This window comes from Pseudomonas neustonica, assembly GCF_003797945.1.
GTDB classification, from domain to species: Bacteria; Pseudomonadota; Gammaproteobacteria; order Pseudomonadales; family Pseudomonadaceae; genus Halopseudomonas; species Halopseudomonas neustonica.
Genome location: NZ_RKKU01000024.1, coordinates 17,694 through 28,457 on the forward strand (window position 1 = coordinate 17,694; position 10,764 = coordinate 28,457).

A 10,764-nucleotide genomic window follows, 5' to 3' on the forward strand; every position below is an offset into this window, starting at 1 on the left:
GTCTAGGGTGTCTAGGGTTGATAGGGTTATTTGCTCACGCATGAGAAAAAAAACTTGAATATCAGCCTTAGATAAATGCGCGCACCCGCGCACGCGTGTAAACCCTAGACACCCCGGACAGTACCCCGCAAAGCCACAAGGCACGCGGCTTTCGGCTGTCTAGGGTTGGGCAAATAAAGGGTAGACACACCCTAGACACCCCAGACAGATCAGTCATCAGTCCTACTCCCAGCCAACGGTGGCACAAACCCTATGCACTTCTCCCACTTGTCGGGGTGCCAGCCCGCCTTCTGCGCAGCCATGCGCCACGCATGCACCTGCGCGCCCACCTGCTTGGCTACCGCCAGATCAAGGTTGGGGTCGGGGGAAGGAGTAAAAAAAATAGATCGTCGCCGGTCGCCGTTGTCATCCGTCCAGAATATCTGCGTCTCAGACTTGAACGTATCTGGCTTGGTCGACAAAAACAGGCTGAACTTCGTCTCGCTCAGTGAGTGCTCTTTTAGCTTCGAGCACCACTCCAAAAACAAATCATGCAGATCCTGCGTGCGACACATATCAAAGGGCACACCCAGCTCACCTGCTTTCCATTGGTGGTAGAACGTATCCCAGCTGGCCCGGCTCAGTTCAACCAATCGCTGACGTGCAGGCGTCTCTGGCGGGCGCGTGCGTTCATCAAAGTCACCCAGGTCATACTCCAACAGGTAATCAAAGAAAGCCTCGATACCGCCGTTTTTCAGCTCATAACCAATGCGCTTTTGTGCCTTTGGCGGCAGCGTCTTCTCTGGCCACAGAATCAGCATGCGCCGGTCATTCTCGCCAATGGGCCAAGGCAGAATCTCATTCGATAGAAACACCGCGTTCATGTAGTTGGCCTCTTCCCAACCGTTCACAAACTTACTCTCGATCCGCACCGTCTTGCCCGTCACCATGTGTTTAATCTTACCCACCTGGTTGTAACGCTGGTCCCGGCTCACTACCTCTTCAAACAACCCGTACAGCTTGTTCGACTGCCATTGCGTCCAGTTGCTCTCCAACTGCGCCTGACCAACAGTCGCACCGTAAGCACCGTAAATCGGACGCATGATGTCGCCAAACAACAGACTCTTGCCCGAGCCCTCCATGGTCGAATGCATCAATACCGCCGTATCCAGCTTGGCACCCACACGCTGCAGCGGGTAGGCCAACCAACGCGTGAGCCAGTCGATGGCGTCCTTCTGGCCATTACACAAAAAGCTGATCAACCAGATCATGCCCTCACAGGCCGAGCGGTTCGGTACCGGCGTCAGCGGCAAGCCCTCAAAAGTATTGATTGTATCCGCCGGACTCTCAATCATCTGCGGATCAAACAGCAGGTTCTCAGCCGGAATAACCCGCCGATCCTTACTGTTCTGCCACAGCGTAAACGCATCGCCCAAGGCCAGCTTCACCGCCCCAGCGGGTAAGCGCTGGCGTAACTGACGATCGTAAATATCCTGCGATCCATCCAGGTACACATAGCGCCAATTAACATCACCGCCCGACTCGCCAGCCTTCAGCCGCTTGCCCAGCTTGGCGTCATTCTCCACCCGCTTCGCATTATCTGGATCGATCGCCTTTTTCTCTGGCAACTCAAACCACTGCTTCGCCAACGCCTTACCCACCAGCGCCTCAAAGCCTGCCTTGCGCACAATGGCCCGGCGGTGCAAATCAAACACCTTGGTCTCACCCTCAACTAACGCAAAGCGCGCGCGCACCTTTTCCAGATGCCAGCCCTCCCCGCACCCCTCAGACAGTTCAGCCGCCGCCGGCGGCTCAATACCAGATGGGGCCGGGGGAAGATCATCCGCGCTCGGCGCAACGCAGCGCACCGGCTCATTAGCCGCAGCCAACAGTTGTTCGCGTACAACCTCAAGGCCAAACTCAACATGCAGATCATTCCAATCCACCTTACGCGCCGCCGTCATGCCGCCACCTGCTCAGGCACAACCGGGAACACCACCGTAAGGCCCAGCTCCGCCGCAATGGCTTCCGCCGCCGTGCGGCCCGGATTCTTGCCGTCTGGCTTGGGGTCATCATCACCCGCCAGAATCAAGCGCGCCGCCGGGTGCTTCTGGCGGATCAACCGCGCAAGCACCGCCATGTTACCCACATCAACCGTCATCACCGTAGGCCACTCGCTGGCCTGGGCAACACTCGCCGCCGTCGCGTAGCCCTCGGCTGCCACAATCACCTCGGCACCATCCAGCGTACCGATGCAATGCATGCAGCCCTGCTTACGCGCAAACTTCGGAAACAGCTTGGTACCGCTGGCCGATATCGCCTGAAAGCTCCACACCACGCCGTCAATATCCCGCAGCGGCACCACAAAAGTGCCCGCGTCCAGCTTCATGAATGAGTGATGGTCAGGTCGCGGGTTAGGCAAGTTGGCAAAAAAACGGGCGATATCATCACCCGCCCACAAATCACAACGCATCAGCTGCGCATCAATGCTCAGCACCACATTGCGCGTGATAAACCGCACACCGTAAGGCGGAACCTGTTTACGTTCCAGGTATTCGCTCTTACCGCGCGCCTGCGTAAACTCCGCCAGCAGCCGCCCGGTAATGCGCTGCACCTCAGCCTGCATTGCCGCCAGCTGCGCTTCATCGGCCTCAACCTCAGCCTGGCGTTGTTTGCGCCGCGCTTCCTGCTCCGCCTTGCGCTCACGCTTCTCTTTGGCGGTGAGCTCGCGCTTAGTCGGCTTCCAGCCGCCCTCTTTGGCCAAATGCACCACCGTGCCGATGGTCACCTTCGCGCCCTTGAATGACTTCCACGCACTCAGCGCATCAGCTGGCTTGTAATCCGGGCTGTTCTGGCTCCAGCTGTTCCAATCGTTAAAGCCGTCTTCTCCAAAGTGCGCCTTAACGCCCATCCCTATCTTCACCCAGCTGTCGCGGTTAGTGTCAGCGTCGATATGGGCCAGCAGGCCGGGCAGATCATCAAGGGTAATATCGGGTAACTTAGACATTGGCCACCCCCGGATAAGCATCATGCAGCACGCCATCCAGCAGGCGCCCCGCCGCTTTGTTGCCTATACGCTGCATCCAGGCATGGTTGTCGCCCTCTGCGCCAAGGTCGCTACCATTCTCGCCTAGGTCAGTCAGGCGAATACGCAGCACACCTTCAACAGATGGATACCCCATCACGGCAGGGCCACGCGGCGCCCACTCGCCCCATTGCTTGAACAAGAATGGCACCCCAGCTCCAACGCACTGATCACGCAACACGCCGGCCCACTCTGGATGCATCGGCCTGGCTTTCGGTCCCGACTCACCGCCAGCCACAACCCAATCAATCCTCCGCATGGGCGTACTGGGCATGCCAAGGCGCGGGTCGGTGCTGATAGCAGGTATCTCGCCCCGCCCAGCGCAGCGGGTACAAGCCCCACCAGGGAAGCGGCCAAGCATCCCGGTACCACCGCACACAGAGCACCAGAAATTCACAAACGGAAGGTTCACAGGCCCCAACAAAGGCTCAGCACTGATCCACCGAACAGCCGCCGGCGCTTCCAGCAACAACGGAATCCGCGCATCAGCCGTAGCCTGATCTTCAACGCTCACGCCGAGCCACACATTCTCATAAGGCCAATTGGGCCCGCAGTTATCGTACCCACCTCGGCCACCGCCTGCTGGCTTCCACTCCAACCCCGGAGGCCAGGCTTCCGCTATCCTGAACGGGTAGTCAAGGCCGTCGCAGGCCCACTCAAAGAACGCCAACATACGCTCAGGCCGCTTGGTCAAAATCTGGTAGGTATGCCGCGTGGTCACGCTCATGATGCTGAAAATCATCGCAATCACATCAAAGGGCACATCCTCGTGAAACAGGTCGCTCATTGAGTTGACGAAGATCCGCCGCGGCTTCACCCAACGGAGCGGCTGGTCAAAGGCCGACTCGACCACCCGCACCTTGCCATTCCACTGCCCACCCTTAGCGATCAGGCCTTCATACGGCATGCCCGGCCCGCTGAAGCGCTTCGCCACGCCCTCGGCGTAACAGTTGCGGCAACCCTCACTCACACGCGAGCAGCCGCGTATAGGGTTCCAGGTAGCGTCCGTCCATTCGATTCCGGTTTTATCGGCCACGGATCACCCCCTGCTGCTCCATAATGCTCTGGCAATCCACGCAGGTTTCCACACCCGGCAGCAGCTCACGACGCTTGAGAGGGATTGGCCTATCGCAGGATTCGCAGAAAAGGTGGTCAATGGGTGATCGAGCGGCCTTGATACGCTGCTCCGTCAGGGCATCATCCAGCATCTGTTGGGCGCGCTCACTCCCCTGCTCGCAAAGATCAGCCATGGTCGCCACCCTCCAGCGCCTGCCGCGCACCCGCGCAGATACCCAAAATCTCGCTGATCACCTTATGCGCGCAGTGCTCCAGCTTCTCGACCTCGTGCTGCTCCCACTTATTGTCTGCCACGCCTTCATGCAGACTGCCAACAAATGCCCCCTCAGCAGCCAGCATCTTGCCCAGCGCCTCAAGCGCCTGGCGGGTGGCCGGTACCGGTTGGGGTTTAAACAGTAGCTTGCCGCGTGCACGGGCAAAGGCATCGTCAATGCGGTCATCGTCTACCGCCTCAGCCACCGCCATAAACTCATGCAGCATCAGATGGTGAGTAGCGTTGGCCACGCTGATTTTCTTCTGAAAGGTGTCGTAAGGCAGCACCACCGTGGCAGCCAAAGCAGTCACCCCACCGCGATAATCGCGGGCAGCAACATAAACGGCTTGGTGGATATCGACCACCGGACCGGCGTCCGGCAGCAGGTGTTGTCTACTCATTGGCGTTAATTCCCCTGTAACGCCGTAGCCAAGGCGCGGCTATACCGCTTATGCTTGGTCTACAGCATCCCACCCCTTTTGCACTGGCTGTGTCGGGGGTGGGTCGTTGAGGCGCCGGGGTGTTACCCGGTACCGGACTGCAGGGTCAGGGTCTTGCTGTGGTAGGTGGGCCCCTGATTCCTGCCTCTCTTTTGCCAGTCGCACTGCGGCTGGCTTATTGTTCTGGCCTATTGGCCCTGTGCCGGTAACGGTCTGCTGGTGAGGCTCCCGCTACCGGCTCCCGCCGCTGAATGACGTGGCTGTGTCTCCGGCGGGTTGTTGTTCATGCGGCTTGATTCTGCGCCTCGTTGCCACGCAGGTAAGCCCAATTGATATCAGACCGAATATCTTCGCAGGTAACCGCGCCGCAACTGGCGATATCGATCCGTATGGCAAGATCTGCACTAGCCCGCCGCCCATAGGCAACCTGCTTGAGCTGGCCGGGGGTTGAGTCGCAAGCCTTTGCGAATGTCTTGAGCTCTGAATCACTCATAGGGCGGATGAATTTAACAAGTTCCATAATTGAGCTTCACCGTAATTGCTCTAAACGATGCGCCAATACTTACTTATAGGTAATGCCAAGTCAATACCTTTGGGATGTTTACTTTTGTGTAACGAACGGCGACCATTTCTGAATGACGACAATTGACACCCGCCGGGCCAACCTGGCGCTCATTTTAGAGAAAAAGCACAAAGGCAATAGAACCGCTCTGGGCCGCGAAGTCGGACGCCAGGGCGGCTACGTGGGCAGCATGCTACCCAACGCAAACAACCAGAGAGCATTCGGCGAAGCCATAGCGCGAGATTTTGAGAAAAAGCTGCGGCTACCCTCCGGATGGTTCGACACGCCTCACGATGAGGTCATGCCTGGTAGTGATTTTGAGCTTGGGCCGGAGATCACCAAGCCTTTTCAACGCACAAAAATTGTAGGGACTGCACAATTGGGCCCAGACGGATATTGGGACGCATTGGCCGAGGCTGATGGCTGGCTGGATGTACCGACAAACGACCCGGACGCTTACTCGCTCCGCGTCAAAGGTGAATCAATGGCGCCTGCTATACGTAGCGGATGGGTGGTGTGGTGCGAACCTAACCACGCATTGATTCCAGGTGAATATGTAATGGTGCGCCGGCGCTCCAATCAGGAATGCATGGTTAAAGAGCTGCTCTATGAGAACACCGAGGAAGTTAGCCTCATGGCCGTAAATGACGGGTACGGGCGGATAACTATCCCTCGCGATGATATTGAGCAAATTCATTACGTGGGCGGGATCGTGCCACCTAGTAAGATCAGGTATTAGCCAATGAGCTCCAAAGAACTAGAAGACTTAAAAGCTGAAGATATAATCGCGTTGTCAGTAGATGATGTCGTTAGAGCCGTAAGTCAGTTAGGGCAAGACAGCCCGTGTTTAATATGTAAAAACCCAGACCACTCATTGGCTACAGATGGCGGCAAAGCTTGCCTAGCGAACAGCACCTTAGTCAGCCATACAGATCAGTCTCTTTGGTTTTACGTTCTGATCTGCAAGAGCTGCGCAAACACCCGATTCTTAGAAGCAACAGTAGTTGCACACCGAGCATTGGAAGGAAAGAACAATGCGGAAAGATAATGTCGTGCTTTTTTCTAACAAAGCCATAAATGACAGCTCTAATGGAAAAGACCATACTGGTAGCGGAAACCCGCCAGGAGGTGGTGAAATGGAAAGACGTATGCAAGCGCTTGAGGCAGCGATTCCAGACATTCGGGATAAGCTGACTCGCTCAGAAACGAAGCTAGACTCCATTGAAAAGCATGGGGCCACCAAAGCTGATCTTGCCTCGACAGAGAGCACTTTGATCAAATGGTACGTTGGCACCGCTTTTGCCTTGGTAGGCTTAACCTCCGCCATGGCATTTGGCGTCGCGCGCTTACTCCAGTAACACACTCTGAACAACAGCCCTGCACGAGCAGGGCTTTTTTATTATTAAAATACTTACTTAAAGGTATTGATTTAATCATTACCTTTAAGTAGATTTGTGTTGAACCCACCTACCACACAGGGTCAACACAATGCGGACACAGCCAAGATCTACCTGCCCGGTCTATTTGCACCCTGCGGTGCTTAAAAATCCGGACGCAATCAATAAAATCGTCGCCGATACCGGGCTCGCGATTGTCGTCGGCGGCAACCGTGCCGCCCTCTCCCTTATCAAACAGCCAGTGCGCACCCCCAACAGCAAGCTGCCAGAGCCTAATGGTTTCTGCCAAGCACTGTGGGCGGTGGCCGCTCGTGCAATTAGCACACCCTCTAGCAACTCCGCGGATGACAGCGGCCCATGGGACGGAGGACATGCTGCATGAGCCGCCTAACCCTCTCTCACAACAGCCTCAACCTGCTGCCCACGCATGTGCGCACCACAGGCACATTCCGGCACAGGCTCATACGCCCGGGCGCATCCGGTAACAGCGTATCGATAGAAGCGGCGCTTACCACCGAGCACACCGACCGCCACCTCAACATCAGCGTGCGCATCGAAGGCACCACCAACAGCTTGAGCATTCCCAAGACGGGCGTGCGCGACCTGGTGCGCAAAGCGCAGGCCTTTATCGAAGCCTGTGCCAACGGCACGCTCGACACAGCGCAGGTGGCGGCATGAGAAAGGCCCAACTGAGAAAAGAGTCACTGCGCTTCATCCGTCAGGCGCTGATCGCCTGCCGCGAAGAGGAGTATTGCTCAAACGATACCGCTTATGGCCGCTGCCTTGGCTCAATCTCTATGGCATCCCGAGTGGGCGCCATCAGCCTGAACGAGCTTGAGCTATTACTGACTTTGGCTCAGAGCGCGGCCAACATGGCAGCGCGCGACCGCCGCGCCAAACCGGAGGCCTCCCATGCCGCATAAATACGACCTGGCCACCGCCGCCAAAATGCTCGGTACCGGGCGCAACCGCCTGACAGCAGAGCTCAAGCGCCGCAAGATTCTGGACTGCAACCGCCTGCCGCGTCAGCAAGACATAGACGCCGGGCGCTTTCATGTTGCGCTCAAGCAGCACACCGGCAACCCACTGATGAACGAGGGCAACGGCGTGGTCTACGCCAAAACCTTCGTTACCAGTAAAGGGCTGCTCTGGCTCGCCAAAGAATTGGGCGTAGAGGTAGTGCAAGTGCCCTCAACACAGGAGCACGCCGCGTGATGAGCCACCCTAAACCAAGCACTCACAACCCCATGCCCATCATCGAAGAGGCCATCGGCGCGCTCAAACTGATGCAGGTGCACTTTGACCACCCCACCACCATCAGCAAAGAGGTGGCCAGCGCCACGGTCAATGAAGCCATCGAGCGCCTACAGCTGATCCAACCCAGCGCCCTGCGCTTGGCAGAAGCCTATGCCTCCGTGCGCACAGTAGCGCCTAAACACTGCACAGTGTGCGTAGCACCCGCCGCCGCAGACGGTTTCCAACTGATTGCCGTCATCCTCAACGGCACCGTAGTTGAGCAACAGGTTATCGCCAGCACACCGCAAGCCCTGGTCGAGCTACTGCGCGTGCGCAGCACAGCCCAAGCCATTGCAGAGGTACCCGCCGCATGAGCAACGCCACTTTGCACCAACTCCAGCGCCGCCACACGCGGCCCTATTTAACGCTCAGCGAACTGCGGGCCGACCATTTCCCGCACATCCAAACAGACCGCCACCTGCGCCGCATCATTGAAGAAGGCCAGGTCGCCATCACACTCCAGCGCCTGCACGACTCCAACCGTGCACCGTTGGTAGTAACCCTGCCAGAGCTGGCTCGCTACCTAGACGCCCAGCTCCAGCAGCACCACGCCGCCTAGCGGCAACCAACCAAGCCAAAGGAACACAACCATGAAAGCAACCGACCCCGGCGAATTTATCGCCAACCTCAACGCTGGCGTATTCAACCAGCAGCTCGGTACCGCCCTCAGCGAAGTAGCCAGTGGTGTATGCGAGCACGGCAAAAAGGGCAAGGTCACCATCACCCTGGAGCTCAGCCAGATTGGTGAAACGCACCAGGTGAAAGTCGCGCACAAGCTCGACTACACCGCCCCCACCAAACGCGGCAGCAAGCGCGAAGACACCGCGCTCGAAACCCCGTTCTACCTCACCGCCAATGGCCTGCAGCTGTTTGCAGATAACCCCACTGGCCAAATGTTCACCAAAGACCAGGCGCCGGTCACCGCCCGCACCTAAGCAGCACCGCAACACCAAACCACCTACCACAAGGAAAGCAACATGACATTGCCACTCGATACACTGGAACGCATCACGGACACCCACGCCGCAGCTAATGGCAAACCGTTGAACACAAACACGCCAGCCATCCTGCTGCCGCACCAATTCAGCGTGGAATCGCTGGAGCAGCTGGAAGCGCACCGCGCACGCTTTCGCGGTCGCCTTGCCACCCAATCGTTCCGCGACTTCTGCGCCTATGTAGAGCAGCACCAGAAGCTGGACGACCTGCCCCAAGGCTTTGTTGACCAGGACGACATGAGCTGCACCGTGCTGTTCAACCTTGGCGACCAGAACCTGCCCGGCCACGGTGACGACAAAGCCACGCTCAAGCTCAAGCCCACTGCTGCCTTCAAAGCCATGCAACAAATGGCAGGCCGCGCCCACAAGCAAGCCGATCTGGCCGAATGGATGGAAGACTGGCACGAATTCATCACCGTACTGGATAGCACTGGTGAGGGAATGCCCGTCTCCGCTGCCGTGCAGAAAATCCGCACCATCACCATCAAAGCCCAAGCCGAGCGCACCAGCACAGAAACTACCTTTGGCGCGCAACGCAGCAGCATGGACAGCATCGAAGCCGCCCACGCCGAAAAGCAGCCCGCCGACTTGCTGTTTCTCGCCTCACCCTATGACGGACTGGAAGCCCGCACCTTCACCCTGCGTCTTAGCATCCTCACCAGCGAACCGCCGGTCATCAAGCCGCGCTGGGTAATGCAAGAGCAGCAAGAAGAGGAAATGGCGCAGGAGTTTAAAGACAAGCTCACCGCCGAGATTGGCGGCCTCTGCCAGCTCACCGTGGGCACCTTCGCCCTCGGTCAGTAATCACCTACAACCAGCCAGCCCGCCGCCGCACCTACCACACACGCGGCGCCGGGCACCGGAGACACAGCCAATGAACAGCCAATACATCATCATCGGGGCAGGCATCATCATTGCCCTCATCATCAGCGCCATCGTCCTCATCGCCGCAGCCTGGCGCGCAGGCAGACGCAACGGCTTTATTGCTCGCAAAACCCGCTACGGCGAAGAGTTGCAGCAACTACGCACCGATTTGCAAACAGCCAAGGCAGAACAGGAACAGCTACGCCACACCCTGCGCAAATCAGAGCAACAAACCCAGCGCCTACGCACTGACATTGAGCGCACACGCGACACAGCGGCCCAAGCCCTAGAGCAACAGCAGCAACGCCATGGCGACGAGCTGGCCGCAGCACAAGCAGGCACGCCCGCCATCACCGAATCAGACCTCAAGAACGTGCAGCGCATGGTAGACAAGCTCAACCACCTGTCGCTCGACCTGCGCAACAAGAACCGCTTCAGGGATTCCAAAGAAGCCGCCAACCGCGCCGCCACCGGCCAGCGCCTGATCGACCGGCTGTTTGAAGAGCGCTTTAAATCCCTCAACACGCCTGATGCAACCAGCACCTTGACCGCAACAGCAGACGTTGCCGCCGACCGCTTTGAAGCGCCCGTCGCCAATTGGGGCCAGAAACCATGACAACCGCCGCCCTCGTGCACGAGCACGAACTCAAAGCCCAACACAGCGCCCACGCAGCCAACATCGCCCTACTACTGCGCACCCCAGCAGAAGGAGCTGCCGCACGCGAACGGCAGCTCAAAACCATCGACAACCTACGCAACCAAATGCTGGCCATCGACACCCAGCTCATGCGCATCAGCTGCGCACAGGAGGTGTGA

The 10,764-nt window shown here is 58.0% G+C and carries 17 protein-coding genes; 11 read left to right on the forward strand and 6 right to left on the reverse strand.

What is annotated here, in order from left to right:
* Positions 1 to 209 precede the first annotated feature (209 nt).
* The 6 genes from EF096_RS15665 to EF096_RS15690 all read right to left on the reverse strand — a co-directional run bounded on the left by EF096_RS15665 (position 210) and on the right by EF096_RS15690 (position 5,354).
* Positions 210 to 1,943: a DUF5906 domain-containing protein gene (locus tag EF096_RS15665; protein WP_123890741.1), complete on the reverse strand. Its 1,734-nt coding sequence runs from the start codon at positions 1,941 to 1,943 to the stop codon at positions 210 to 212.
* Entirely contained in the window at positions 1,940 to 2,986 is a 1,047-nt protein-coding gene (locus EF096_RS15670) for a PriCT-2 domain-containing protein (RefSeq protein ID WP_158611302.1), read from the reverse strand. The genes EF096_RS15665 and EF096_RS15670 overlap by 4 nt, the downstream gene beginning before the upstream one ends.
* Positions 2,979 to 4,100 carry a DUF5131 family protein gene (locus tag EF096_RS15675; protein ID WP_123890743.1) on the reverse strand — a complete coding sequence of 374 codons (1,122 nt, stop codon included), beginning with the start codon at positions 4,098 to 4,100 and terminating at the stop codon, positions 2,979 to 2,981. The genes EF096_RS15670 and EF096_RS15675 overlap by 8 nt, the downstream gene beginning before the upstream one ends.
* Entirely contained in the window at positions 4,090 to 4,314 is a 225-nt protein-coding gene (locus tag EF096_RS15680) for a TraR/DksA C4-type zinc finger protein (protein ID WP_123890744.1), read from the reverse strand. Before EF096_RS15680 ends, EF096_RS15675 begins: the two co-directional genes overlap by 11 nt.
* Positions 4,307 to 4,795: a phage regulatory CII family protein gene (locus EF096_RS15685; protein WP_123890745.1), complete on the reverse strand. Its 489-nt coding sequence runs from the start codon at positions 4,793 to 4,795 to the stop codon at positions 4,307 to 4,309. Before EF096_RS15685 ends, EF096_RS15680 begins: the two co-directional genes overlap by 8 nt.
* A gap of 322 nt (positions 4,796 to 5,117) precedes the next feature.
* Positions 5,118 to 5,354: a helix-turn-helix domain-containing protein gene (locus tag EF096_RS15690; RefSeq protein WP_123890746.1), complete on the reverse strand. Its 237-nt coding sequence runs from the start codon at positions 5,352 to 5,354 to the stop codon at positions 5,118 to 5,120.
* Between the two features lie 115 nt (positions 5,355 to 5,469).
* Between EF096_RS15690 and EF096_RS15695 the strand changes: the two genes are divergently transcribed.
* The 11 genes from EF096_RS15695 to EF096_RS15745 all read left to right on the forward strand — a co-directional run bounded on the left by EF096_RS15695 (position 5,470) and on the right by EF096_RS15745 (position 10,764).
* The gene (locus EF096_RS15695) at positions 5,470 to 6,135 is read left to right on the forward strand and encodes a S24 family peptidase (protein ID WP_235869767.1); all 666 of its coding nucleotides are present in this window, start codon (positions 5,470 to 5,472) and stop codon (positions 6,133 to 6,135) included.
* 295 nt (positions 6,136 to 6,430) lie between these two features.
* Positions 6,431 to 6,754 carry a hypothetical protein gene (locus tag EF096_RS15700; RefSeq protein ID WP_235869768.1) on the forward strand — a complete coding sequence of 108 codons (324 nt, stop codon included), beginning with the start codon at positions 6,431 to 6,433 and terminating at the stop codon, positions 6,752 to 6,754.
* A 417-nt stretch (positions 6,755 to 7,171) separates the two neighbouring features.
* Positions 7,172 to 7,471, forward strand: coding sequence for a hypothetical protein (locus tag EF096_RS15705; protein WP_123890747.1), 300 nt, complete (start codon positions 7,172 to 7,174; stop codon positions 7,469 to 7,471).
* A complete protein-coding gene (locus EF096_RS15710; protein WP_123890748.1) occupies positions 7,468 to 7,716 on the forward strand; it encodes a hypothetical protein in 249 nt (82 codons plus the stop codon). Before EF096_RS15705 ends, EF096_RS15710 begins: the two co-directional genes overlap by 4 nt.
* A complete protein-coding gene (locus EF096_RS15715) occupies positions 7,706 to 8,008 on the forward strand; it encodes a phage antirepressor KilAC domain-containing protein (protein WP_123890749.1) in 303 nt (100 codons plus the stop codon). Before EF096_RS15710 ends, EF096_RS15715 begins: the two co-directional genes overlap by 11 nt.
* Entirely contained in the window at positions 8,008 to 8,403 is a 396-nt protein-coding gene (locus tag EF096_RS15720; RefSeq protein WP_123890750.1) for a hypothetical protein, read from the forward strand. The genes EF096_RS15715 and EF096_RS15720 overlap by 1 nt, the downstream gene beginning before the upstream one ends.
* The gene (locus tag EF096_RS15725; protein WP_123890751.1) at positions 8,400 to 8,648 is read left to right on the forward strand and encodes a pyocin activator PrtN family protein; all 249 of its coding nucleotides are present in this window, start codon (positions 8,400 to 8,402) and stop codon (positions 8,646 to 8,648) included. Before EF096_RS15720 ends, EF096_RS15725 begins: the two co-directional genes overlap by 4 nt.
* Positions 8,649 to 8,679: 31 nt before the next feature.
* Positions 8,680 to 9,024 carry a hypothetical protein gene (locus EF096_RS15730; RefSeq protein WP_123890752.1) on the forward strand — a complete coding sequence of 115 codons (345 nt, stop codon included), beginning with the start codon at positions 8,680 to 8,682 and terminating at the stop codon, positions 9,022 to 9,024.
* A 42-nt stretch (positions 9,025 to 9,066) separates the two neighbouring features.
* Positions 9,067 to 9,888: a DUF2303 family protein gene (locus EF096_RS15735; RefSeq protein ID WP_123890753.1), complete on the forward strand. Its 822-nt coding sequence runs from the start codon at positions 9,067 to 9,069 to the stop codon at positions 9,886 to 9,888.
* A gap of 70 nt (positions 9,889 to 9,958) precedes the next feature.
* Complete coding sequence (locus EF096_RS15740) at positions 9,959 to 10,564, forward strand: hypothetical protein (RefSeq protein ID WP_123890754.1); 606 nt, start codon at positions 9,959 to 9,961, stop codon at positions 10,562 to 10,564.
* Entirely contained in the window at positions 10,561 to 10,764 is a 204-nt protein-coding gene (locus EF096_RS15745) for a hypothetical protein (protein ID WP_123890755.1), read from the forward strand. The genes EF096_RS15740 and EF096_RS15745 overlap by 4 nt, the downstream gene beginning before the upstream one ends.

Coding starts and splice junctions, on each gene's coding strand:
- EF096_RS15665 (WP_123890741.1), bottom strand. CDS start 1,943: ATGACGGCGGCGCGTAAGGTGGATTGGAATGATCTGCATGTTGAGTTT.
- EF096_RS15670 (WP_158611302.1), bottom strand. CDS start 2,986: ATGTCTAAGTTACCCGATATTACCCTTGATGATCTGCCCGGCCTGCTG.
- EF096_RS15680 (WP_123890744.1), bottom strand. CDS start 4,314: ATGGCTGATCTTTGCGAGCAGGGGAGTGAGCGCGCCCAACAGATGCTG.
- EF096_RS15685 (WP_123890745.1), bottom strand. CDS start 4,795: ATGAGTAGACAACACCTGCTGCCGGACGCCGGTCCGGTGGTCGATATC.
- EF096_RS15690 (WP_123890746.1), bottom strand. CDS start 5,354: ATGGAACTTGTTAAATTCATCCGCCCTATGAGTGATTCAGAGCTCAAG.
- EF096_RS15695 (WP_235869767.1), top strand. CDS start 5,470: ATGACGACAATTGACACCCGCCGGGCCAACCTGGCGCTCATTTTAGAG.
- EF096_RS15700 (WP_235869768.1), top strand. CDS start 6,431: ATGCGGAAAGATAATGTCGTGCTTTTTTCTAACAAAGCCATAAATGAC.
- EF096_RS15705 (WP_123890747.1), top strand. CDS start 7,172: ATGAGCCGCCTAACCCTCTCTCACAACAGCCTCAACCTGCTGCCCACG.
- EF096_RS15710 (WP_123890748.1), top strand. CDS start 7,468: ATGAGAAAGGCCCAACTGAGAAAAGAGTCACTGCGCTTCATCCGTCAG.
- EF096_RS15715 (WP_123890749.1), top strand. CDS start 7,706: ATGCCGCATAAATACGACCTGGCCACCGCCGCCAAAATGCTCGGTACC.
- EF096_RS15720 (WP_123890750.1), top strand. CDS start 8,008: ATGAGCCACCCTAAACCAAGCACTCACAACCCCATGCCCATCATCGAA.
- EF096_RS15725 (WP_123890751.1), top strand. CDS start 8,400: ATGAGCAACGCCACTTTGCACCAACTCCAGCGCCGCCACACGCGGCCC.
- EF096_RS15730 (WP_123890752.1), top strand. CDS start 8,680: ATGAAAGCAACCGACCCCGGCGAATTTATCGCCAACCTCAACGCTGGC.
- EF096_RS15735 (WP_123890753.1), top strand. CDS start 9,067: ATGACATTGCCACTCGATACACTGGAACGCATCACGGACACCCACGCC.
- EF096_RS15740 (WP_123890754.1), top strand. CDS start 9,959: ATGAACAGCCAATACATCATCATCGGGGCAGGCATCATCATTGCCCTC.
- EF096_RS15745 (WP_123890755.1), top strand. CDS start 10,561: ATGACAACCGCCGCCCTCGTGCACGAGCACGAACTCAAAGCCCAACAC.